The 22,898-nt window shown below is 57.5% G+C and carries 21 protein-coding genes; 11 read left to right on the top strand and 10 right to left on the bottom strand.

What is annotated here, in order from left to right; translation table 11 throughout:
* Positions 1-458: 458 nt before the first annotated feature.
* Together ACYVHC_RS15780 and ACYVHC_RS15775 are read left to right on the top strand one after the other, a co-directional pair.
* Entirely contained in the window at positions 459-1,589 is a 1,131-nt protein-coding gene (locus tag ACYVHC_RS15780) for a redoxin domain-containing protein (protein ID WP_460614744.1), read from the top strand.
* 127 nt (positions 1,590-1,716) lie between these two features.
* A complete protein-coding gene (locus tag ACYVHC_RS15775) occupies positions 1,717-2,853 on the top strand; it encodes a porin (RefSeq protein WP_460614743.1) in 1,137 nt (378 codons plus the stop codon).
* Between the two features lie 6 nt (positions 2,854-2,859).
* Here the strand turns inward: ACYVHC_RS15775 and ACYVHC_RS15770 are convergent, their stop codons facing one another.
* Positions 2,860-3,870, bottom strand: a complete 1,011-nt coding sequence (locus tag ACYVHC_RS15770) for an oxidoreductase (RefSeq protein ID WP_460614742.1) — start codon at positions 3,868-3,870, stop codon at positions 2,860-2,862.
* Between the two features lie 108 nt (positions 3,871-3,978).
* Here ACYVHC_RS15770 and ACYVHC_RS15765 point away from each other — a divergent pair, with 108 nt between their 5' ends.
* The 5 genes from ACYVHC_RS15765 (at position 3,979) to ACYVHC_RS15745 (ending at position 7,949) form a co-directional block, all read left to right on the top strand.
* Positions 3,979-4,719 carry a class I SAM-dependent methyltransferase gene (locus ACYVHC_RS15765; protein ID WP_460614741.1) on the top strand — a complete coding sequence of 247 codons (741 nt, stop codon included), beginning with the start codon at positions 3,979-3,981 and terminating at the stop codon, positions 4,717-4,719.
* A gap of 46 nt (positions 4,720-4,765) precedes the next feature.
* Positions 4,766-5,083 (top strand): hypothetical protein, encoded by a 318-nt coding sequence (locus ACYVHC_RS15760; protein WP_460614740.1) that lies wholly within the window; start codon positions 4,766-4,768, stop codon positions 5,081-5,083.
* The gene (locus tag ACYVHC_RS15755) at positions 5,080-5,766 is read left to right on the top strand and encodes an ATP-binding cassette domain-containing protein (RefSeq protein ID WP_460614739.1); all 687 of its coding nucleotides are present in this window, start codon (positions 5,080-5,082) and stop codon (positions 5,764-5,766) included. The genes ACYVHC_RS15760 and ACYVHC_RS15755 overlap by 4 nt, the downstream gene beginning before the upstream one ends.
* Positions 5,767-5,795: 29 nt before the next feature.
* Positions 5,796-6,935, top strand: coding sequence for a CaiB/BaiF CoA transferase family protein (locus ACYVHC_RS15750; protein ID WP_460614738.1), 1,140 nt, complete (start codon positions 5,796-5,798; stop codon positions 6,933-6,935).
* A gap of 180 nt (positions 6,936-7,115) precedes the next feature.
* Positions 7,116-7,949, top strand: a complete 834-nt coding sequence (locus ACYVHC_RS15745; RefSeq protein WP_460614737.1) for a hypothetical protein — start codon at positions 7,116-7,118, stop codon at positions 7,947-7,949.
* Between the two features lie 85 nt (positions 7,950-8,034).
* On the opposite strand, the gene trpS is transcribed toward ACYVHC_RS15745, so the two are convergent.
* The 5 genes from trpS to ACYVHC_RS15720 all read right to left on the bottom strand — a co-directional run bounded on the left by trpS (position 8,035) and on the right by ACYVHC_RS15720 (position 12,341).
* Positions 8,035-9,012, bottom strand: coding sequence for a tryptophan--tRNA ligase (trpS, locus tag ACYVHC_RS15740; RefSeq protein WP_460614736.1), 978 nt, complete (start codon positions 9,010-9,012; stop codon positions 8,035-8,037).
* A gap of 83 nt (positions 9,013-9,095) precedes the next feature.
* Positions 9,096-9,845: a VUT family protein gene (locus tag ACYVHC_RS15735; RefSeq protein WP_460614735.1), complete on the bottom strand. Its 750-nt coding sequence runs from the start codon at positions 9,843-9,845 to the stop codon at positions 9,096-9,098.
* Between the two features lie 84 nt (positions 9,846-9,929).
* On the bottom strand, positions 9,930-10,847 hold the full coding sequence (locus ACYVHC_RS15730) for a ribonuclease Z (RefSeq protein ID WP_460614734.1): 918 nt from the start codon (positions 10,845-10,847) through the stop codon (positions 9,930-9,932).
* Between the two features lie 157 nt (positions 10,848-11,004).
* Positions 11,005-11,379: an STAS domain-containing protein gene (locus tag ACYVHC_RS15725; protein ID WP_044002696.1), complete on the bottom strand. Its 375-nt coding sequence runs from the start codon at positions 11,377-11,379 to the stop codon at positions 11,005-11,007.
* A gap of 101 nt (positions 11,380-11,480) precedes the next feature.
* Complete coding sequence (locus ACYVHC_RS15720; protein ID WP_460614733.1) at positions 11,481-12,341, bottom strand: DUF4198 domain-containing protein; 861 nt, start codon at positions 12,339-12,341, stop codon at positions 11,481-11,483.
* Positions 12,342-12,476: 135 nt separating this feature from the next.
* Here ACYVHC_RS15720 and ACYVHC_RS15715 point away from each other — a divergent pair, with 135 nt between their 5' ends.
* The gene (locus tag ACYVHC_RS15715) at positions 12,477-13,499 is read left to right on the top strand and encodes a fasciclin domain-containing protein (protein WP_460614732.1); all 1,023 of its coding nucleotides are present in this window, start codon (positions 12,477-12,479) and stop codon (positions 13,497-13,499) included.
* Positions 13,500-13,608: 109 nt separating this feature from the next.
* Here ACYVHC_RS15715 and ACYVHC_RS15710 read toward each other — a convergent pair whose 3' ends face one another.
* Positions 13,609-15,447 (bottom strand): glycosyltransferase family protein, encoded by a 1,839-nt coding sequence (locus ACYVHC_RS15710; protein WP_460614731.1) that lies wholly within the window; start codon positions 15,445-15,447, stop codon positions 13,609-13,611.
* Positions 15,448-15,607: 160 nt separating this feature from the next.
* Positions 15,608-17,380 carry an alpha-amylase family glycosyl hydrolase gene (locus ACYVHC_RS15705; protein WP_460614730.1) on the bottom strand — a complete coding sequence of 591 codons (1,773 nt, stop codon included), beginning with the start codon at positions 17,378-17,380 and terminating at the stop codon, positions 15,608-15,610.
* A gap of 678 nt (positions 17,381-18,058) precedes the next feature.
* Between ACYVHC_RS15705 and ACYVHC_RS15700 the strand changes: the two genes are divergently transcribed.
* A complete protein-coding gene (locus ACYVHC_RS15700; RefSeq protein WP_460614729.1) occupies positions 18,059-18,460 on the top strand; it encodes a DUF6960 family protein in 402 nt (133 codons plus the stop codon).
* Between the two features lie 83 nt (positions 18,461-18,543).
* Here the strand turns inward: ACYVHC_RS15700 and ACYVHC_RS15695 are convergent, their stop codons facing one another.
* Entirely contained in the window at positions 18,544-19,890 is a 1,347-nt protein-coding gene (locus ACYVHC_RS15695; RefSeq protein ID WP_460614728.1) for a YfcC family protein, read from the bottom strand.
* Positions 19,891-20,035: 145 nt separating this feature from the next.
* On the opposite strand from ACYVHC_RS15695, the gene ACYVHC_RS15690 reads away from it, so the two are divergent.
* A complete protein-coding gene (locus tag ACYVHC_RS15690) occupies positions 20,036-20,281 on the top strand; it encodes a hypothetical protein (RefSeq protein ID WP_460614727.1) in 246 nt (81 codons plus the stop codon).
* A 209-nt stretch (positions 20,282-20,490) separates the two neighbouring features.
* Complete coding sequence (locus ACYVHC_RS15685) at positions 20,491-22,038, top strand: glycosyltransferase family 39 protein (RefSeq protein ID WP_460614726.1); 1,548 nt, start codon at positions 20,491-20,493, stop codon at positions 22,036-22,038.
* 68 nt (positions 22,039-22,106) lie between these two features.
* Here ACYVHC_RS15685 and ACYVHC_RS15680 read toward each other — a convergent pair whose 3' ends face one another.
* Positions 22,107-22,625, bottom strand: a complete 519-nt coding sequence (locus ACYVHC_RS15680) for a hypothetical protein (RefSeq protein ID WP_460614725.1) — start codon at positions 22,623-22,625, stop codon at positions 22,107-22,109.
* Positions 22,626-22,898: the final 273 nt, after the last annotated feature.

Raw genomic sequence — 22,898 nt, 5'->3', positions numbered from 1 at the left:
ATGGGAACAAAGATAGAGGGATTTGGGTGCGACGAGCCACGCAACCTCTTCAATAACCGGTCAGGCCCTAGGTCCGCTATGTTTAAGTACTGTCGAGTCCAAAAAACTACTTTACGTACCCCACCTACGCGTGCAAATGCGCTGCGTTTCATTACCGGTGATGCCAAAACCAGCTTGCGGTAGGCGCTCCCACGCGTGCTCGTGCTACAGAAAGCAAAGTACCCGCCAGTGCTTGCAGGAAAACGGCAGCCATCAACTAAAAGTCATCCGACAACCAAGCTTGCCCATACGGCGTGCCGTTAGATGTAGCGCTTTCACATGATAAGCCAGGAGAAAATAGACCTCAACCTATTAGATAGGTATAATACTAAATCATAATTATCCGTTATTTGACTTCTGAGGCCTGCACTGTTCAGCTTTCTGTTACTTAATCGGCTTTATTCCACGTTTCCCTATCTATGAAAAAGTATTTACTAGGCCTCCTGCTGCTTGCACCGTGGTGCGCCAATGCCCAAGCTCCTGCTCCGTTCGTTATTAAGGGCAAACTGGGTAAGCTAAATGCGCCGGCCAAAGTATATCTGGTGCGCGGAATGACCGTGACGGACTCAGCCACGCTTAAAAACGGAGCTTTTGAGCTGAAAGGCACCGTTGAAGCGCCCGTTATGGCCGAGCTGATTATGCGCCGCAACGGCCGGTTCGGCAGCTTGTTCGGCGCGCTGGGCGACCGTGCCCGCCTCTACCTGGAACCCGGCACCGCGCTTGTAACCAGCCCCGATTCTCTGGCCCACGCTACCCTCACTGGTGGGGCGCTTAATAAGGATTATGCGCGGCTACTTGCCGCCACAGCACCTGCCATTGCGAGTATGCATGCCATTGGGGCAGAGTCTCAGAAGACCACGGAGCAGCAACGCCAAGACCCCGCTTTCCAGGAACAGATGAGGGGCAGGTTTCAAGCAGTCAGCAAGCAGATTGCCCAGGCCCACTATGCTTTCATTAAGGACAATCCTAACACACTAGTTAGCCTTGACGCGCTAATGGGCATGAAGATGATGGATGTGCCGCAATACGCCACCGTAGGTCCTCTCTATGAGGCCTTGAGCCCCGCGCTGAAGAACACGCCTCAGGGCAAAAGATACGGCGAGTTGGTACGAGGGCTGAAAGCCGTAGCTATTGGCGCCCAGGCACCAGACTTCACCCAAAAAACTCCCGACGGCAAAACTATGTCGTTGCACGATTACCGCGGCAAATACGTGCTGGTTGATTTCTGGGCTTCCTGGTGTGGTCCCTGCCGCGAGGAAAACCCTTCTGTGGCCAAAGCCTACGAGGAATACAAGGGGCGCAACTTTGAGGTGCTGGGCGTATCGCTCGATAAAGAAAAGGACCGCGAAAAGTGGATAAAGGCCATTCAGGATGATAAATTGTCCTGGCCGCAGCTATCGGACCTGCGCGGTTGGGAAAACGAAGCGGCGAAGAGCTACCAAGTGCGTAGCATCCCGCAGAATTACTTGATTGACCCTGCTGGCAAAATTGTGGCGGTCAACCTCAAAGGGGCGGAGTTGCGAGCTGCTCTGGCGCAGTATATCAAGTAATCTGGCTACGGTGATAAGCTCCCGTGCGAGATGCCGCATGTATTTCGTTCCGTTAGTGCACAGTTACGTTGCCGCTAGTTCTCTGCCCTGCTCGCGTTTGAAAACAACAGCGTGGCGCCCCCTTCGCATGAAAGCTCTTGCGCTGCTCTGCCTGGGCTGGCTAAGTGCCTCTGCCGCACTAGCCCAGGTAACTGTGGCAACCGACTCTGCTGTGGCCGCGAGGCCAGCCATGGCACCCTCTGAGGCACCTGCTACGGGGCCGCTTACCACCTACGGCTTTGTAGATGGCTATTACGGCTACGACATACAGCACGCACGGGGCAACCAACGTCCTAGCTTCCTGTACTCGCACAACCGGCAGAATGAATTCACGGTGAACAACGCCGTGTTGGGCGTGCGCTATGATAATGGGCAGGTGCGCGGCGCGCTAGGGCTACACGCGGGCACCTACGTCTCGGCGAATTATGCGGTCGAAGACCAGGTATTGAAACACTTGTTTGAGGCCTACGCCGGTTTCCGTCCATTCCAAAAAGCCTGGCTGGATGTGGGCGTTTTCGCCTCGCACATTGGGTTTGAGTCGGCGCTTAGCAAGGATAACTGGACGCTGACTCGCTCCCTGATGGCCGAAAACTCGCCCTACTACGAGGCCGGTGCCCGTTTCACCTATGCGCCTACCCCCAAGCTGACTCTTACCGCCTTAGTGCTCAACGGATGGCAGAATATCCGCGAAAACAACCAAGCCAAAGCCCTCGGCACGCAACTGCAGTGGAAGCCCACGGATAAGCTGGTCGTCAATAGCAGCACTTTCCTAGGCAACGAGCAGCCCGAAGGCCAGCCCAAGCGCCGCCGCTATTTTCATGATTTCTACCTCAGCTACAGCATCACCCAGCGGCTGAGTGTAGCCGGGGTGTTTGATGTGGGCAAGCAGGAGCAGGCCGTTAGTGGCAGCAAAGCCGATACCTGGCACGCCGGCGCCGCCTTTTTGCGCTATCGGTTGGCCGAAAAATGGTCGGCGACGGGCCGGCTGGAGTACTACTATGCCCGGCACGGTGTCATAATCAGAACTGCTTCACCACTGGGCAGCGAGGCCGATTTCAATGTGAAAGCTGCTTCTCTGAACCTTGATTACCTGCCTACTACCAACGTGGCGTTTCGGGTGGAGGGGCGCGTGTTCCAGGGCCGCCAGGATTTCCTGACGGACCGCAACGGCCTACCCACCCGCTCGTACGGCAACCTGACTTCTAGCGTGGCGCTGTCGTTTTAAGCCCGGTTACTGCTCCAGTATTGCCAGCTGCCACCGCAGTTCCTCGGCCCGGATGGGGTAGGGGGCGCCGTGGCGTAGGGTTTGGTAGACGGCCTCAAACAAACCAGGGTAATTGCCGCGCGGTGCCGGTATTTCCGTTACGGTTTTAGCGCCAGGGCTGCTTATCGTCGTCAGCGTTCCAATGGAGTCATCCAGGCCATACTGGTCGTCGGTGGGCAGAATGCCTTGGTCGAGTTGAGGTTCCTGCACGTCGGTACGCTGCTTCTGGAACGAGCCTAGCGTGCCGTGCAGCACGTACGCCGGTATGGGCGCGGCTGTGAGCAGGCTGCCCGTCACGAACACGTTCAGGCCCTTGGGGTACGTAAGGTGAAAATGAAAGTAGTCATCGACGCGGGAGCCAGGCCGGTTACTAGCCCGGGTTGTATGCCAAGCCTCGGGCCGCCCAAACAAGCTCAGCGCTTGATCGAGTACGTGCGGGCCTAGGTCGAAGCTAAGGCCGCTGCCCGCCGTTTCCGGGTCTTCTTTGAATACCTTCGTGTTAAGTGCCGCCTTGTACCGATCAAAGCGAAAATGCACCTCTGTGAGCCGCCCCAGTTGGCCGCTTTCTACTACTAACTGCACCAGTTGAAAGTCGCTGTCCCAGCGCCGGTTGTGGTACGCCAGCACGTGCAGGTTTTGCTCCGCAGCCAGGGCTAGTAGCTCGTCGAGTTGCGCGAGAGTAGTGGTAACGGGCTTTTCGATGAGCACGTGTTTGCCCGCTTGCAGGGCCGCGCGGGCCAGCTCGAAGTGGGTATTGTTCGGCGTGTTGATGATGACCAGCTCCAGCTCCGGATCAGCTAATAGCTCGGGCACGCTATTGTAGCTGATAATGCCCGGGTAAAAATCGGCGGCTTGCTTGCGGGTGCGCTCTACCACGGCCCGCAGCTGAAAGCCCGGGTGCGTAGCCAGAAACGGCGCGTGAAATATCCGGCCCGACATCCCGAAGGCCAGCAGGCCCGTTTGCAGTACGTTGGTCATAATAGAGGCGTGAGTAAGTGACGGTGACTAGGTAGTCGGCGCCGATAAACCCATACGACGCTACGCCGCGAAGAACCGCAAACAAACGCACAAACTCCCGAATACGCTATGCCCGCCCTCGACCGTTTCTCATCCCAAGCTGATTTGTACGCCCGCTACCGCATCAATTACCCGGCGGAGCTCTACGCCTGGCTGCTGCCTCAGGTAACACACCGCGGCCGTGCTTGGGACTGTGCCACCGGCAATGGGCAGGTGGCCGTTGTCTTGGCTGAGCACTTTGGGCACGTGGAGGCCACCGACATTAGTACGGCGCAATTGGCGCAGGCTCCGACGCGGGCAAACATCACGTACCAAAAATCCCCGGCCGAGCACACGCCATTTCCTGCTCAACATTTCGACCTCATAACGGTAGCGCAGGCGGTGCATTGGTTTGATATGCCGGCGTTTAATCAGGAAGTCAGTCGGTTGCTGCGCCCCGGAGGGGTAGTGGCCGAATGGGGCTACGGCCTCGTGCACATTAGCCCCGAGCTGGACCCGCTGCTCCGTACCTTTTATGCCGACACCATGCGCCCCTACTGGGACGAGAACCGCTGGCACATTGATGATGCGTACGCCCGCCTGCCGTTCCCATTTGCAGGCGTGCAGCAAGCCCGGTTTGCCGTGCACCGCGAATGGTCGGCGGAGTGGTTTCTGAACTACCTGCGCACGTGGTCGAGCGTAGTGAAATATGAAAAACAGCACGGACAGGACCCTGTGCTACTCATTGCCGATGAACTGACTAGGCTGTGGGGACCCGGCGAGCGAAAAGTAGAGTTTCCGGTGTTTGCGAGGCTAGGGCACAAAGACTAAACCGGCAACCGGCGCGTTAGGGCCGAGTATTCATGTAGCCCTATTCATGACGCTTTATCTGAAGGCCCTGGCCCTGTTTTACCGCTCCGTGCTGGTGTACACGCTGCTCGTATCGGGGCTGATTATCGGTTCCTCGTTGCTGCCCCAATTCGGTAACTGGCCGCCCCCGCTAGTACCTGTGCTGCTGCTAAAGCTGCTGACTTTTCCGCCAATTATTTACCTGACCTCCCAGTTGCGGCCGCATCAGTACTGGTTTTACCGTAACCTGCACCTCTCGCCCCGGCAGCTGTGGGGCGGCGTGATGCTCCTGGATGGAGTGCTGTTTGTGTTGCTGGTGGTAATTGCTAGCCTGCTGATTCCATGAAACCCACCTCGCAACCAGAGCCGTGGGTGTTGGAAGCCGATGGCATTCAGCTCGCCTTTGGCCAGCGCGCCCTCCTGACGGATGTGTACCTGCGAGTGCAAACCGGCCAGATTGTGGCTCTGCTAGGCCGTAATGGCAGCGGCAAATCAACTCTGCTCCAAACCGTTTTTGGCTCCCGGTCCGTGCCCGATGCCTCCGTGCGCGTGAACGGCCAGCGTGTAATTCCGGCTTACCAGCAAGCGGGCCTGATGAGCTACCTGCCACAGGCACCCTTATTGCCCGGCAACCTCACCATCCGGCAAGCCGCTCGTCTGCTTGCGGTGGATGCGGAGGCGGCCTTGGCGGGTTTTCCGGAATTTCAGCAGCAAGTGCAGGCTGGGTGCCGGCTCAATGAGCTGTCGGGGGGCGGAGTACGGCTGCTGCAGGTGCTGCTGTTGCTGGCGCGCAAGAATCGTTTTTTGCTGCTGGATGAGCCGTTCTCGGGAATTATGCCGGTACACGTGGAGCAACTCGCTAGCCTGATGCAAACGGCCAAGCACCATACCGGCGTGCTCCTCACCGACCACCGCTATGCCGAGGTGCTGGCGCTGGCCGATGTGGTGTACTTGCTGCACGGCGGGCGCCTGGAAAAACTCCGTGACCCCTGGCCCGAGCTGCGGGAGCGAGGCTACCTAGCGTCCTGAGTTTGCGTTGCGCCTCCTACCTTCGGCCCATGGTCGAACTCTCCCAACAATTACCTCTTGACGGCCTGCGGGTGCTGGAGCTGGCAACGGTGCTGGCTGGCCCACAAGTCGGGCAGTTTCTGGCTGAACTAGGGGCCGACGTACTCAAGGTTGAACCACCCACCGGCGACGTAACCCGCACCTGGCGCACCCCCGCTGAGGATCCAGGCACGTCTGTATCGGCGTACTTCTCGTGTGCTAATTGGGGCAAGCTGAGCTTGGTGCTGGACCTTACTACCCCCGCTGGCCGCACCGAAGTGCACCAGTTGGCGGCTACCACCGACCTAGTGCTGGCTAGCTACAAACCCGGCGACGCCGAGAAACTGGGCGTCGACTACGCCACCCTGGCGGCCCTGAACCCGCGCCTGATTTATGGCCACATCACCGGCTACGGCCCCGAGGCCCACCGCGCCGGCTACGATGCCGTATTGCAGGCCGAAACGGGGTTTATGCACCTTAACGCCGCCGGGACAGGGCAAGAACCCCAAAAAATGCCCGTAGCGCTAATTGATCTGCTTACCGCGCATCAGCTGAAAGAAGGCCTGCTCACGGCGCTCTATCAACGCGAGAAAACCGGCCGCGGTACACTAGTGCAGGTGTCACTCTGGGAGAGTGCCTTAGCCTCACTAGCCAACCAAGCCGCCACCTACCTTGTCACGGGCCACGATCCGAAGCCTATGGGCTCTGGGCATCCTAGCATTGTACCGTATGGGACGGTGTATGAAGCGGCGGATGGCGTACGGCTACTGCTAGCCGTGGGCGCCGACCGTCAGTTTCAGCACCTGTGCGGCGTACTAGGTCGGACGGAATGGGCAACCGATGCGCGTTTTCAAACCAACACCAACCGGGTAGCGAACCGAGTAGAGCTGGAAGCCATGCTGCGCCAGCGGATTTCGGAAGTAGCGGGGGCGGAGTTGCTGGCGGCGCTGGAAAAGCTGGCTGTACCGGCGGGAGGGGTACGCACGGTAGGAGAGGCCCTTGGGCAAGCGTCGGCCCAAGCCATGCTGTTGCCCGCTACCCCGGAGTTTCCGCACTCTGGCTTGCGCACCGTAGCGTTTCGAAGTGCTTCATGGCCAGCGGCTAAGGAGCTGCTTCCGCCGCCCAAGCTGGTGCCTCCAGCGGTGACTTAATAGGATGTAGCCGGGAAGAACAGGGAATTGCCAAGACAGAAGATGCATTGGTCGAAACATGCGCCGGTAAAACTCAGAACTGGTTATTTTGCGTAAGTGATAGTTTGCACCTGCTTACTACCTAGGGCCACCTGCTCCTTTTCGTGCCCGTGTGTGGGCTTTTTCATAGCATTGAACTTCATGGACGAAACGCTCAATAGCCACTCTACTTCTGCTAGCTCTTCGCACACCGAAGAAAGTACGCACGCTACCACTGGTAGCCCCAATACGGACGGGCAGCGCCCGAATGCCCCCGGCGAGCCCGCTCCAACTCCCGAAGACCGCCTCGACCTGATTTTTGAGGGCCTGAAACAGAAGTCGTCGGCCAAACAAGCCATTTACCGCAACACGCAGGCCACCTTTGCCATGCTGCGCAAGGTGTCGCAGGAGCTGGTAGTGGAGCTGAGCCGCAAAATCACGCCCGTCGACTCGACAGTAATTATCGAGTACCGGCCCGTAAACGAGATGGAGTTCCACATTCGTTTCTCCGGCGACCTACTGGTGTTTGTGCTGCACTCCAACATCGTCACCTTCCCCGATGACTACGGTCCCATGGCCACCAAGTACGTGGAAGAAGACTTCCGTCGCCGGTTTTTCGGGCACATTATGGCCTATAACTTCATGGCCGACAGCATCAAATACCAGCGCATGAACGACCCCGGCTACCTAGTAGGCCGGTTGCTCATCAACATCGACAACCACTATTTTCTGGAAGGCGTGCAGCAGCTAGAACTGCCTGACAACGACATGTCGGACAATCCCGTGACGGAAGATGGCCTCAAGCTGTTCGTAGAAAGCGCCATGATTGCCGCCGTAAACAACGACCTGATTGCGCCGCCGCTGGAAGACATCCAGAAAATTAACGTGAAGCAAAAGCTGGAAAACCAGCAAGTCAGCCGCCCCCGCAAAGTCGGCTTCAGCTTCTCCAACGAACAGGATCATCACCCCATCAACATCGACGGCCTGCCCTACTAGGGTACTATCTGGCGCAGTAGTCATAAAAGAGAACAGTCAGCCTGAGCATTGCCCAAGCTGACTGTTCTCTTTTATGACTACTGCGTTAGCGGCGTGAGTAACCTACTTTCTCGCGCACTTTATTCAGTACTTCCGAGCCGTAAGCCTGGGCTTTGCGGGCGCCTTCAGCCAGGCGCTTGTCTACCTCGGGCAGGTTGTTCATGTAGAAGTTGAACTGCTCCCGCTCCGTGGCAAAGCGCTGCACAATCAGTTCATAAAGAGCCGTTTTGGCGTGGCCGTAGCCGTAGCCGCCGCGCAGGTAGTTCTGGCGCATTTCCTCCGTCTGGGCCGGCGTGGCCAGCAGCGAGTACAGCTTGAAGGTGGTATCCGTTTCGGGGTTCTTCGGCTCCTCCAGCGGCGTGCTGTCCGAGACAATACTGCGGATGGTTTTAAGTAGGGCCTTATCATCGGCGAAGATGTCGATGATGTTGCCGTAGCTCTTGCTCATCTTCTGCCCATCGAGGCCCGGAATCGTCATCAGTTCGGTATCTACGCGGGCCTGGGGCAGCACGAAGGTTTCGCCGTAGCGGCCATTGAAAGCTGAGGCAATGTCGCGGGCAATTTCCAGGTGCTGGATCTGGTCTTTACCCACGGGTACCACTTCCGCGTCATACAGCAGAATATCGGCCGCCATCAGCACGGGGTACGTGAACAAGCCCGCATTTACGTCGGAAAGCCGGTCGCTCTTGTCCTTGAACGAGTGCGCGTTGGCTAGCATCGGATAGGGCGTGAAGCACGAGAGGTACCACGTGAGCTCCGTTACCTGTGGCATATCTGACTGGCGGTAGAACAGGTTTTTCTCGGTATCGAACCCACAGGCCAGCCATGCAGCAGCTACCGCGTAGGTGTTTTGGCGCAGCAGCTCCGCGTCGCGCACTGTGGTGAGGGAGTGCAAGTCAGCAATGAAGTACAACGACTCATTGGCTGCGTTTTTCGACAGCGCGATGGCCGGAAGAATGGCGCCGAGCAGGTTGCCCAAGTGCGGGCGGCCCGTGCTCTGAATGCCGGTAAGAATGCGGGACATGTAGTTTACTTTGAATTACGCGTTATCGGCTTCTAATGAGCCTGTCGGAGCAGAAAGTGAATAAGTACTTATCTAAAAAAGCATTACACACTTACATCAGCGGCCGCTTCCTGCTGCAGCTCCACGGTTTCCTCTTTTCCTAGGTAGCGGTCGATGAGAAAGTGGGCTAGGTACAGCACAGGCGTGAGCAGAATAGCTGCCGCGAATTTATACCAGTAATTGGTGTTGGCCACGCTCAGTACCTGATCAAAGGTCCAATTACCAAATACATAGAACGCCACGAACAATACCACAAACGAATCGACGAGCTGGGAAACCAGTGTAGAGCCCGTGGCCCGCAGCCATACGTAGCGCCCGCCTGCTACCCTTCTAAACCACTGAAAGATGGACGCATCCAGCACCTGCCCGATAATAAAGGCCGTGATGGAGCCCAGAATAATGCCCAGGCCCTGCCGGAAAATGCTCTGGTAGGCAAACTCAATATTAAAGGGTCGGCCCTGGGCATCCTTGCTGTTCACATCGAGCCAGAACTGGGCCGGCGGCAGCTTAGTGGTAGCCAGAATCACGAGAAAGGAATACAAGATCAGGCCCACGGTCAGGAAGCTGACGCGCAGCACGCCCTGCCGCCCGAAGTACTCGTTGATGATATCCGTGGTGACAAACACCACCGGCCAAATGATAACGCCGGCGGTTAAGTTGCCGGGCAGACCTAGCAACGCATCGACCGAAAAAATCTTGACGCCAATGATTTCGGCCAGTAGCGCATTTACAATGAAGATGCCGCTGAGCACCAGATACAGCTGTTGCTTTTTGTGCGTAAACGATTGGGCCATAGAAGACAAGTAAAACGGACGGCGCGGCAGGCGTGCCACGGCGGCGCGAGTTTTCGGAACAACAACCAGAACCAGACGACAGAGTTATTCCGCTATACTTATCTGTAGCCCTTCTACTGCCAGTTCCGTCCACTCAAACATGGTTTTGGCCTCGGCCAGCAACGGCGTCAGGTCGCGGTAGCGGGAGGAGAAATGCCCGATCAGGAGGCGGTGCACCTGGGCGCGGCGGGCCAGCAGACCAGCCTGGCGGGCCGTGGAGTGGTGCGTGGCCAGGGCCCGGTCGCGCAGGTCATCGGCAAAAGTAGCCTCGTGATACAGCAAATCAACACCACGTACTAAGTCGGCCAGGCTTTCCGTGTAGAGCGTGTCGGAGCAGTAGGCGTAGCTGCGAGCGTGTTTGGGGTTGGTAGTTACGGCAGCATTCTGCACCTGCACCTGGCCCAGGTCATCGAGCACATCTTCGCCGAGGGTGAGGGCATTAAGCTGGGCAGGGGTGAGGCCGGCCGGCAGGCGCTCGGAAAGCAGGCGCCGCCGCTTGGGCTTCTCACGGAATAAGTAGCCGCAGCACGGAATGCGGTGGCGCATGGGCAGCGTGTGCACCGTCAGGTTCTTGTCCTCAAAAATCTGAACGTGCTGGGTGGGGTCAACGGGCGTAAACTCCAGCTCAAAGTTGAGGTGGGTATAAGAATGCCTGAACTGCGTGGTTAGCACTTCATCCAGGCCCGGAGGGCCAAACAGGCGAAGGGGCTCCGTGCGGCCATTCAGGTGCATGGTGCCAAGCAGCCCAAACAATCCAAAAAAATGGTCGCCGTGAAGGTGGCTGATAAAGATGGTGTGGAGGCGCTGATGCCGGATTTTGTGCTCCATCAGCCGGCGCTGGGTGTCTTCCCCACAATCAATCAGGTACTGAGTGCCGCTCACCGTCAGGACCTGCGCCGTGTGGTGGCGGTCCATGAACGGCGTGGCCGAGGCACTCCCCAGAATTTTCAGCTCAAACTCCAAAACCGGCGGTACGCTTCTTTTAGTGAGAGGAAAGCAGAGTGCAGCACAAGGCGGCTACCTGCTGCCGGAAAACAACAGAAAAGAAAAAGCTGCTGGCTGGTAGCTGTCAGCACGAAAACTAACAACCAACAGCCAACAGCTAGCAGCTTACAAAAAGCTATTCTTTGCTGGTCAGGTCACGCTCAATGGCGTGCAGGAAAATGCGGTCAATCCCTTCTTCCACAGTTGGCAGAATGTGCAACACCGACTCGAGCTTCGAGATGGTAATGAGCTTCATTACATGGTCTTGCAGGCCCGTGAGCACTAACAAACCGCCGGTGGAGTTGCACAGCCGGTTGGCAATCAGGATAGAGCTGAGGCCCGACGAATCGGTGTACTTTACGTTGCTCAGGTCCAGAATTAGGTTGTTAATGCCCTCGGCATTTAGCTTCACGAATTCCGACTTCAGATCAGGCGCGACGGTGGTGTCGAGCTTCTTTTCATCAATCGTGATGATCGTGTAGGTTTCTTTTTTATCTATGGAATACTTCATACCGCAGGTCATTCGGTGGTTATGGGAGTTACGAAGGTAACAAAAAAACTATTCGTTGGTGAACAGACGATGAAGGAGTGAAAAACTGACACAAGGCTGCTTCACGGGTGTTTTTGATTTCGGATTCCAAAGGTCAGGCTGCTCCAAGTGCTCTGCCAGTCAGTTTCTTGCCCGGCGGGCGCCGCGGTAATCCGGACGGTGCTAATCAGGTATTCACCGGGCCCGGCTATACGAAACAGCACTCGCCCGTTTTGGTTACTGCGAAGTTTGCTTACCAGCGCGTGCGACGCAACACCGCCCCGCCGCCAAAGTACTACCTGCTGACCGGCCACCGGCTTTCCTTCGGCCAGTACCCGCACGGTAAGCGCCGCATTGGGTGGTAGGGTTAGCGGGTTTTGCTCGGGTAGCAATTCCAGAGGTAACCCTATTGGCCGGGCCCATGTGCGGGTCGTGTCGGGGGTGCGCTCAGGCCCCCCCACCTGCACCAGTGTTTTGGCGCAGCGGCGGTACGCTTCGCGGCCGGGGGTAGCGGCCTCCCCGCGCTGCTCGCGCAAGGCCAGCGCATGGTCCAGCCCTTCTTTCTTTAAATATGCCGTGAACTCCAGAGCCGGGAGCATACTCAAGACCTCTGTGGTGGCAAGGGCCACCACGTGGGTGCCGGGCTGCTGAAACGTGAGCGTGGTACTTAGCGTGTCGGGGGGTGGCGGAAGGGCAGGGGGTAGCAGCTGATGGGCTGGCTGTCCCGGCGCGAGGTGGAGCAGGCACACCAGGCGGTTGCGCTGGCCGGGCCAAGTACTACCCTGAAAGTTTTCGCCAATCAGCCGCCGCACATGCACCTTGGTGCCAGGCATCACAAAAAACCGGGCCGGCTCCAGCCAAAACTCACGGGCTACCGCCTCGGCCCCTAGCAGGCAAATAGCCGCAAAGGCCGCAGTACGGGAAGCAACGGAAACAGAGTGCATGGGGCCGCAGGTAGGCTAGCCAAGTTACAAGATGATGGCATAAGTGAAAAAAATCAGGTAGAAAGCCAACAATACGGTTGAGTTATCGGTAGTGAAGTAAGTTGTTTAATATTTCACCCAAAAAAGTTAAACAAAATGGATGCTCTTTCAAGAAAATGGTCGATTCTGCGAGTGCTGGCTTTATGGCTATGCGGTCTGGCTACTGTTAGCCTATCTGCCTGCGACGACGACGATGACACGCTGCCCGACAACTCCTCGCAGAACATTGTGCAGGTAGCCCAGGGCAATGCCTCGTTTAGTACCCTAGTAGCGGCCGTCACAAAGGCCAACCTGGGTACTACCCTCAGCGGCACCGGGCCGTTCACGGTATTTGCGCCCACCAATGATGCCTTCGCGAAGCTGGCGCCGCCCTTCAACAATGCCGCCAACATCACGGCCATTACTAACCAGGCCCAGATCGACCAACTGCGGGGCATCCTGCTCTACCACGTGGTAGGGGCCAGTCTGCCGGCTTCTGACATTCCGAACGGGGCTAGTAACCGTACTACTGCCCGGCCCGCCAGCACGGTGGGTGGTGCGGCCATCAACGATAACACACTGTATATAACCAAAAACACAACCGGCGTTTTCCTTAACGGAAGCACCCGCGTAGTAACTGCCGATGTAAGCGCCAGCAACGGCGTTATTCATGCCATTGACAACGTACTGATGCCGCCTTCGCAAACAATTGCTGGGCTGGTAGTGAGCAGCGCCAGCAGCACCACGGCGCCTGAGTTTACATTGCTTCTGGAAGCGCTACAGCGCCCTGCCGCGGCAGCCATTCTGGCCGCAGCGGGCAGCTCCAGCGCGAACGTAACGGTGTTTGCTCCTACTGATGCTGCTTTCCGCGCCTTGCTGGGTACGGCTCCGCTGAGCTCCGTATCGGATGCTGATCTGACCGCTATTCTGTCGCGCCACGTAATCACATCGGGCCGCGTTTTCTCTTCTGATCTGGCACCGGGCACGGTAGCTACACTGGGCGGCAACGTAACAGTAGCGGCAGCCGGTAACGGCTTTACCGTACGAGGCGGCAACGGCACAGCGGCCACTATTACCGCAGCCAACTTGCTTGCCACCAATGGGGTAGTGCACGTAATCAATCAGGTGATTCAGCCCTAGTGAGCGGTAACCGGCACTACGCTCCATACCGTCTTCAATAAAAAACAAGCCCGGTCCTGCATTGCACGGCCGGGCTTGTTCGGTTTAGCGCTAATAGCAACCTAGTATTCTATTCCCGTTCCAGGGCTAGAGTATAGGCACGGTCGTAGTGTACGCGCAGGTTTTTCCAGTCGAAGAGCTCGGCGGAGCTTTCCACGTTGTTGCGCTGCATGATTCGCTCGCGGCGGTTGAGCTGCACAAATTGCCAGAGCATTTCGGTAAGTTCTTCGGCCGCTTCATCAAAGCTTTTTTCCTGGCGCTGCACCACAAATATGCCTTTGTCTTCGTGGTTGGGCACGGTTTGCATTACGTAGTCGCCGAAGCCGGAAAGGTCACTGGTGATGGCCGGCACGCCGCGGGCCACGCACTCCAGCGGGGTGTAGCCCCAGGGCTCGTAGTAGCTCGGGAAAATCCCTAGGTGGCAACCGCGCACAAACTGTCCGTACTCCATCCCGAACAGGGGCGAGGTAGGCGACACGAAATCAGGATGATACACGATTTTCACCCGGTCGTGCTGGTTGTTTACTAGGTTGGCCCGGCGCACAAAGTTCAGGATGTCGTCGTTGGCATCGTCTACTAGGTTGTGCGTGATGACGGGCGGCAGGTTTGTGGTCTTCCAGCTTTGCAGCGTGCGGCGGTAGCGCAGTTTCCAGTAGTCATCTACCATGCTGCTGAGGTCGGGCAGGCGGTGGTCGGTGCTGGCGGAGGCGGCATAGAACAGCCGTTCGCCCACCTGCCGCTCAATGGCCTCGCAGGTAGCCTGCACTTCATCCAGAATGGCACGGCTTTGCAATACCTGCGGGTTGATGCTGTGGAACGGGCGCTTCGTGATAAAGAACATCACAATATTGCCTTCCAGCCCGCTTTGCTGCAAACGGTAATTCAGGCGGGCCAGCGCCTCCAAAGTCAGGTCGAAGCCTTTGTTGTGGTACTCGTAGCGGCCGCTCGTGAACAGGTACAGCGTGTTATCCAGATCAAAAGAGTAGCTCTGGAAAAAGTGCGCCATCACGAACTCGTGAATCTTGGTCTTGTACTGCTGGTGCAGGTTCTGGAACTCGTGCAAGGCCACAAACCGCTCAATGTTGAGGCCGTTGGGCAGCACCGCATCCGGAATCCGGTCGAGCAGATAGATACACTCGCGCACCGTTAGCTCGCTTACCGTAGTAAAGACGTGGGCGCCGTGCGCAGCGGCCCGCTCCATCGTCACGGCCGGCTCAATGTTAAAGTGTCGGGCTTCCTGCTGCCACTCCACCTGCATGAGGTGGTCGTAGAAGTTGGGATCGTTCATGGCCAAATAGCGACCTAGCAGCGTGGCGTGGGTAGTAAATACCAGATGTACTGGCACTTGGTCGCGGCGCAGGGCCGGTATAGCCACGCCCGTCATCCACTCATGGAAATGCGCTACCAGGCGCTGCGGCGGCACTACCTCGGCGGCCAGAATTTCCAGGAAGGTTTTGGCCAGGTCGCCGAAGGCTACAACTTGGTGCAGCAGGTCGTCGCCGTCGGGCATCGGAATGTGGTGGTCGTTCCAGAGGTCGGACTTAATCTGCCCTAGGCGCGGGTAGGCCTGAAACGGATTGATGAGCACCACACGGGGGCGGCCCGTTACCAGCCAAATGCCCATGCACACATCGAAGCCGCGGCGGCGCATTTCGCGCACGGCCCCGGCAAACGGATCGGTGAGGCTGGCCATCTGGTGGTCGTCGTAGGGCTCAAACTCACCCTGGGCCTGGTTGGCGAAATACGGGCCTAGCAGGCAATACCGGTCGTCCCAGCCTTGCACAGTGGCGGGCACTTTGCTGCGGATAACAGTATAAATACCTCCCACCTGATTGCAGACTTCCCAGGCTACTTCCACGAGCAGGGCGTCCGGAGCAATTGGTTCGGGGGTAGGGAGAGGAACTTGCATAGCGTGGGAATTGGGCGAGTGGGCAAGATAGGCTTCTGGCGGTGTTTGGCTAGCGTTTTCCTACGGGATGCGCTAAAAAAAGTGGGGTTTGCCCAGTGAACTGCTTTTTACAGCACTACACTAGGCAAACCCCAAAGCCAAACCTGCCGCAGCAGGTACGCTAGCTCGGCTCTTGCGAAATAATCAGCACCGAATACGGCGCTAGGCCAAACGTGCCATGAAATGGCTGGTCGTCATATACACCTTCCTCCGCCTGGGTGTCCATGCTCTCAAAGTTGCCGAACTCCTGGTCGTAGCCTTCCCAATCGGAGTTGAAGCGTACGCGCCAGTGGCCGCCCCTGGGCAGCCCAATGGTGTAAGCCGGGTGGGCAGTATCGGCAAAGTTGCAAAGTACTACCGTGGTGTCGCCGGGGCCGCCTTGGTCGCGGCGGATGTAGGCCACAATTTTATCCTCGTTGTTGAGGTGGGAAATATCGATGCTCTGACCCATCAGGCCGCGGGTATTCCCATCGAGGTTGCGCCGCAGCCGAATCAGGTCGCGGTACAGGTGCACCAGGCCCGCGTGTTCTTCGGCGCGGCTCCAATCCAGGGGCTGGTCGTCGGAGAAGGAGCCGTCGGCCAGCATCGTCTGGCCCTGAAAAATCATCGGGATGCCGGGAGCGGTAAACACCAGCGCGGCCCCTAGGGTAGAGCGCTTTTTCGGAAACCACGAGGTAGCATTGCCGGGCATAATTTCCTCCGTAACGCGCGCTTTGCCGTTGGCTACCTCATCATGCGATTCGGTGTAGATGACGCGCTGAAATGCATCGCCGTTGTAGGAATAGCTCAGCGCTTTGGCCACTTCTTCCATGTTGCGGTCCTCGTCGTTGGGCGTCACAAGGGCCTCGCGGATGGGGTACACAAAGGCTGCATCCCACTGTGCCGAAAAGCCCTGGCCATCTTCCTCCGGCGACTTGGTGATGTACTCATTGCCCTGCAGATCTTCGGCAATGGTAATCTTCCAGGGCATCCGCTCCCGAATTTCCTCGTTGATCCACTTCATCAGGCTCCAGCCATCGGGCAGGTCGTGGGAAGGGTCGTTGGTGCCGTGCACGTTGCGGATGTGCGAGATAGAGTCGCAGCGCAGCCCGTCTACCCGGAACTCTTCCAGCCACATCAGGGCATTGTCGCGGATGTAGCGGCGCACGGCTTCGCGGCCGTAGTCGGGGCGGTTGTGGCCCCAGGGCGTTTCGGCGCGCCAGTCGTTGTAGAAGTAAATGCCGCCGCCGTCGTTTTCAGCCCAGCCATCAAACTGCCACAAGTCCAGGTCGCCGGGCCCGAAGTGGTTGTACACCACATCCAGAATAACAGCAATGCCGCGGCGGTGCGCCTGCTTGATAAACTCCTTGAAAGCCACCGGCCCGCCGTAGTCTATTTCAATAGCAAAGGGATGAGCCGGATTATACCCCCACGACAAGCTACCTGGAAACTCCGTAGCCGGCATAATTTCTACGGCATTGATACCGAGGTCCTGCAGGTAATCGAGCTTTTCAATGGCATCATGAAAGGTGCCGGGGCGCGTTGGGTCGGGGGCGTGGAAGGTGCCAATGTGCAGCTCGTAAATTACTAGCTCATTCCAGGCCGGCATCTGAAACTGGTCGTCTTCCCAGTCGAAGTTATGAGTAGGCACCACCGAGTTGCCGGCCGAGTGCGTGACTTCGCGGGCGTAGGGGTCGTTGCGGGTTAGCTCGCCCGAGGGGGTAGTGAGGTGGAACTTGTACTCGGTGCCAGGACCAAGCTCCGCAAAATCGGCGGCCCAGTAGCCGTCATTTTCATGGGCGAGCGGGTGGGTACTAGGGTCCCAGGAATTGAAAGGCCCAACTAGCGCTACAGCCGTAGCGGCAGGTGCCCAAACTCGAAAAGTAGTGCCTTGGAGGTGCGGTAAAGCGCCCATACCATCCTGTAAGGTGGTACGGGGTAGAGCAGAAGCGGTTTTAACCATTGTAATTCAGAAAAAAGGAGCATAAAGCTCGACAACTGACTCATACTGCTTTTCACGAGTTTTAGTTATCGATGCCTATTCCTTGCCGTTGGTGTGCCGGCACCAGAAGCCTACACACGCTTTCTACTGAAATTTCAGGAGCACATGCTCCTTATGTAGTATCCGACTGCTCCTGCACGTTCTGCTGAGCGGAGTCAATGCATCTCATCGCATGGTTGGGGGTGTTAGTCAACATCAGTCAAGCAACATGCTTCGGCTGCTGGCCTGATGCGCCAACTGCTCCGCAGGATGTTCACAGATGATTAATAGCACTTTTCAGGTACTGCCTAACCTATATCTGCCGGGGCTATGGCAGCTAGTGGTTTACCTTCGGCTGCTTTCTGCTATCCGGTAGCGGCTACCAATAGCCAGGCACTTTCTTAACATGAAACTACTAGCCCTCGATGAACGAAGAGCCCATGTGGGTAGTTATATCTAAAATCCGGAAATTGCCCCTGGTAAATCACTTGCCAGCGCCTTGAAATTGGGCCTAGTGCCAGCTGAAGGCCTTTATGTTGACTTTGCCTATGTGGGGCCGTTGCTTCGGATTTTAGCTGATTACCTGTTGTAGTACCTCTACTTTTTTGCCTCGTGCCTCGTCCCAAACCTGTCATTTACGGCCTGTATTCCTGGACGCCCGACTACGGGCTGAGCTACATTCATCCTGCCAACCGCCGCACCTTTGAGTGGCTGGAACCGGTGGGCAAACTATTCGAGAAAATCGACGAAACCGACGACTGGATCTTGCTCCGCTATGATGAGCAGCAGTTTAAAGTCAGCCGGGAACTGTTCAAGGAGTTGTATGGCAAGCCTCCGTTCAGCTTTGGCGACCTAGTGCAGGAAGTAAACCCCGCCCCGGGCCAGCCGCCGCATCAGGGCCAGATTTCAGATGTATACTGGGATGAAGCCGCCGATAAAGCCCGTTTTCAGATTGTGGAGAAGAAACGCAAGCTCAAGCGTGTATTTGAGGCTGAGGAGTTACAATTTGTGTAACGCCGTTGGGCTCAACGCAAGAGGCCGCGAATCACGTGATTCGCGGCCTCTTGCGCTGGTGGGCGCCTAGGTCAGATGCCAGGCTACACCCCGATGGCAATGCCCACTACTACGGCCACGGCTCCTAGTAGCAGCAACGCTAGGTAGAGGGGGAGCGCAAACTTCCACCACTCATCAAAGCGCACGCCGCAAGCGGCCACAATAGCCATGAGGGCGCCATTGGTGGGCGTGATAAGCTCGCAGAGGCCAGCACCGTATTGGTAGGCCAGCACCGTAACCTGCCTCGAAAGGCCAATGAGGTCGGAGAGGGGCACCAGCAGCGGCATGGTCAGGACGGCCTGGCCGCTCACGCTGGGCACGGGCAAGTGCAAAGCGGTGTGTACACCCATCATGCCCAGGGCCGCGACCCAGGCGGGCAGCCCGGCCAGCGGCGCCGACATGCTGTTGACGATGGTATCGACGATTTGGCCCTGCTCCAGCACTACAAAGATGGCCCGGGCAAACCCAATCAGCAGGGCCGAAAAGGCAATGTCGCGAAAGCCGGCAATAAAGCCCTCGGCCGTGCCCGTAAGGCCCAGCCCACCTACTAGGCCCGCCACTACCCCCAACGCAAAGAACAAGGCGGCCATCTGCTCGAACTCCCAGCCTAGCTGCAGTACTCCGTAGGCAAAGAAGGCAAACCCCCCAAACAGCAACGCCAGTACCACGGCGTGGTTGCGGCCCTGAGCAGCGGCCCCGGGTTCGGAGGTTTCAGCAGTTTCGGGGGCTAGGCGATGACGCACGGCGTAGCGCACGGTGCCACCAATCCAGATGGCCAGGGCCAGCACCAGAAACACCATCCGGAAGGCACCACCCGAAAGCAGGGGCAGTTGCGCCAGTTTTTGGGCAATGCCCACCTGAAACGGGTTTAAGGGGCTGAATGCTGCACCAACTGCCGCCGAGCCAATACTAACCGCCGCAGCCGTAAGGGTAGGGTAGCCAATGCGGCGCATCAGAATCAGCAGCACCGGCACCAAAGGCACGATTTCTTCCTGCATATTCTCTAGCGCGCCCATGGTGGCAAACAGCACCGAGATAATGGGAATCACGATGGCCTCGCGGCTCCGAAACTTGTTGAGCAGCCAGTCGACGCCCTGGCGCAATGCACCGGTCAGGTCAACTACCGTGAAGGCACCGCCGGCCAGAAACACCAGAAAAATAACCGAGGCCGCATCTACCAGTCCTTTCGGGATATCGACAATGGCTTGCAGGGGGCTGACGGGTGAGGCAGGCACGCGGTGGTAAGAGCCGGCCACTACTACCTCGCGGCCGGTAGCAGCATCGGCGTGGCGCTCAAACAGGCCGGCGGGCAGTACGTAGCTGAGGGCACATGCCAGCAGGATAAACCCCACCAGCAACACTAGCGGGTGCGGAAAGCGAATCGATTTCATGCCGCGAAGATGGTGAAATTGTGAGACGAGGAAGGCATGAAAGCGCTTGCTGGTGTGCTGGGGCCTAGTACGCTCTGGCTTGGTCATTCACCTTTTCGCTACATCGGAACCGCTGGGGTGTACCTTCGGGTTATGGAAGCCGCTCATGAAATACGCCGAATTTAAACAGCTGCACATGTACCGCCAGGCTGAGCACCTACGCCAGCACGGCCACCTGCTGGCCGAGCGCCGCCAGGACAGTTTCCGCCTGCGCCTGTTTGCAGCCGGCGACTTCTATGCGGAGGAATGGTGTGAGTGGGACGAGGAGCGTATTCTCTTCATTCATCTGTTTCAGCACCCGGCCGGCCTGCGCGACTACCTCGACGGAATCAGGCTGCCGGAAGAACTGTAGGGATGCTATCTTGAAGCCTCGACCCTATCAGAACACGTGGGTCTGGTGCCGAACTGACACACGTATTGGCCTTTTACGTTTGAGCAACCTGAGCACTTATACCGCTTTGAGTAAGTAGTACTGGCAGAAAATGTAATAGCCGCCGTCTACTGCTGTTGAGGCAGCATAAGTATTTCGAGCTGCATATGCAGTAAATCCTATATTGAGGCGTGAAATCTTCCCGCTTCCTTCCGTTGCTACTGGCGCTCATCAAATTTGCCACTAGCTACCTGCTGGCCAGCCACGCCTACGAACTACACCGCGACGAGTACCTGTACCTCAACTACGGCCACCATTTGGCCTGGGGCTACCTAGAGGTGCCCCCGCTTACTGCGCTGCAAAGCTGGATTACCCTGGCCCTGGGTGGTGGCTGGTTTTGGGTGAAGTTCTGGCCTATTCTGTGGGGTAGCCTGACCATATATGTGGTGGCGCGGGCCGTGCAGCGCATGGGGGGCGGTACCTGGGCGGTGCTACTGGCGGGAGTCTGCTACCTCAACAGTGCGTTTTCACGAGTCAACTTCCTGTTTCAGCCCAATTCCTTCGAATGTTTTGCCTTTACGCTGGTATGCTACTTGCTAATTTGCTTTCAGGAGCGGTCGGCGGCGCGCTACCTCTATAGCGTAGGCTTGGTGTTAGGACTGGCGCTGCTAAACAAGTACACGACACTGTTCTTTATTGCGGCGCTAGGGGTTGGAATTCTGGCAACTCCACTGCGGCGCGTGCTGGCCACGCGCGCATTTTGGGGAGGTGCGGGCCTAGCGTTGCTGCTCTGGCTTCCCAATCTGGTGTGGCAGCTTACCCACGACATTCCGTTTCTGCACCACATGCAGTTGCTACAGGAAAGCCAGCTAGTAAATGTATCCGTAGGCGATTTCTGGAAAGACCAGATGCTGATGTGTTTCCCAACGTTGCTGGTGTGGCTGGCAGGCATCGGGGCATTGCTGCTAAGCCAGCGGCTGCGGCCCTACCAGGCAGTGGGCATTGTGTACTGTACCGGGCTGTTGATATTGACGGTGCTGCACGGCAAAAGCTACTACGCCCTGGGCTACTACCCCATTCTGTTTGCGGCGGGCGCGGTGTGGTGGGAGCACCAGCTTCAGCGTGTGCCCCGCGTGGCCGCAGTGCTGCGGCCCGTGTTTCTGGTAGTTCCGTTTCTGGCCAGTATTCCGGTGCTGCCGTTTCTGTTTACGCTGTACTCACCGGGCCGCATGGTGGAGCTTGGTAAGAAGTACCGCGACCTTGGTTTGTTGCGCTGGGAAGATGGCCGCGACCACCCACTACCTCAGGACTATGCCGACATGCAGGGCTGGCAGGAAATGGCCGACAAAACCTGGCAGGCCTACCAAAGCCTACCCGCTGCTACCCGCGCCCACACCCTCATCCTGACGGCCAATTACGGGCAGGCCGGCGCCATCAACTACTTTAACCGAAGCCGGCCTATGCCGTCAGCCCAGAGCTTCAATGGCAGTTACCTGTTTTGGTTTCCGGCGGCCGCTGTGCAAACCTGGCAGCACATCCTTATCATCGACGACGAGCCCGATGACTTGCAAGCGCACTTCCAGGAGTTTTGCCGTTTTGACGAAGTCCGGAACCCATACGCGCGGGAGCAAGGCACGGCCATTGTGCGGTGCTCAGGTCCTGATGCGGCCATCCGGAGGCAGATAACGCAGGAACACCAAGAGGCACTGGCCGAGTGGGGCGACTTTCAGGACCACTAAAAAGGCCCGCCAAACGGTTGGCGGGCCCTGAAGGGGTAGTACCAGAGAACTGCCTAAAGCACTAAAGGTTACTCGCGTTCTACGTCCACAATTTCCTCTTTCTCCAGCATAATCTTCAGATCGTAGCGGGTAAGCTCAACGGGGTCGGCGGCAAAGTTCTCGGGCTTGTTGAGCTCCTCCACGTTGGTTTCGTTTTCCATTTCGTAGTTATTGGCCAGCAGCTTTACGCTGTTGCCGGCCACCTCGTGCACCTTCATTAGGGAGTAATGGCCGTTTTCGGTCCGGATGTGGTACAGGTCGCCTTTGTGCGGGGCCGTAATAAGCGTTTGATTTTGCTCCCGGTTTTTGCTGCCCACCACTAGGCCCCAGCCCACGATTAACACTACCAAGCCCAACCCGGCAAAGTGCCACAGCGGCACTTTAGCATTTTGCTTCACGCCCTCAAAAGCCTGTTTCAGGCTTGGTTCCATCTGTTTGGGCTCCAGCACCTGCCGGCAGTGGCCACACTCCGAGGCGCCGGTCTTGCCAATCGGGAACAACGGAATCCAGTAGACGTGCGCATAGCGTCCAAATACGCTGACGCGCAAACTGTCAGGAGTAGCACAATGGCTGCAGGTGCCGGCCACCGGCTCGGTAAGAAGCTTTGGAACCGTAAATAATCATAAAGCAAGCATAGATGATGTGAACAGGCCAGGGCTACCCTAAGAATAACCCTACTGCAAGCAGTACGGATGGCTACCAGGAAGCACGGCAGTTGAGCGGGTAATATTCGGAAATATATATGGAATTCAGATAGGAAAAATGGCTGGCCAAACAGAACAACTTGTCTGTTTGGCCAGCCACTACTTTTGACTGCTTAC

This window comes from Hymenobacter seoulensis, assembly GCF_054780535.1.
The sequence above is the reverse complement of the archived record's forward strand: the minus strand, read 5'-3'. Positions and strand labels throughout refer to the sequence as shown.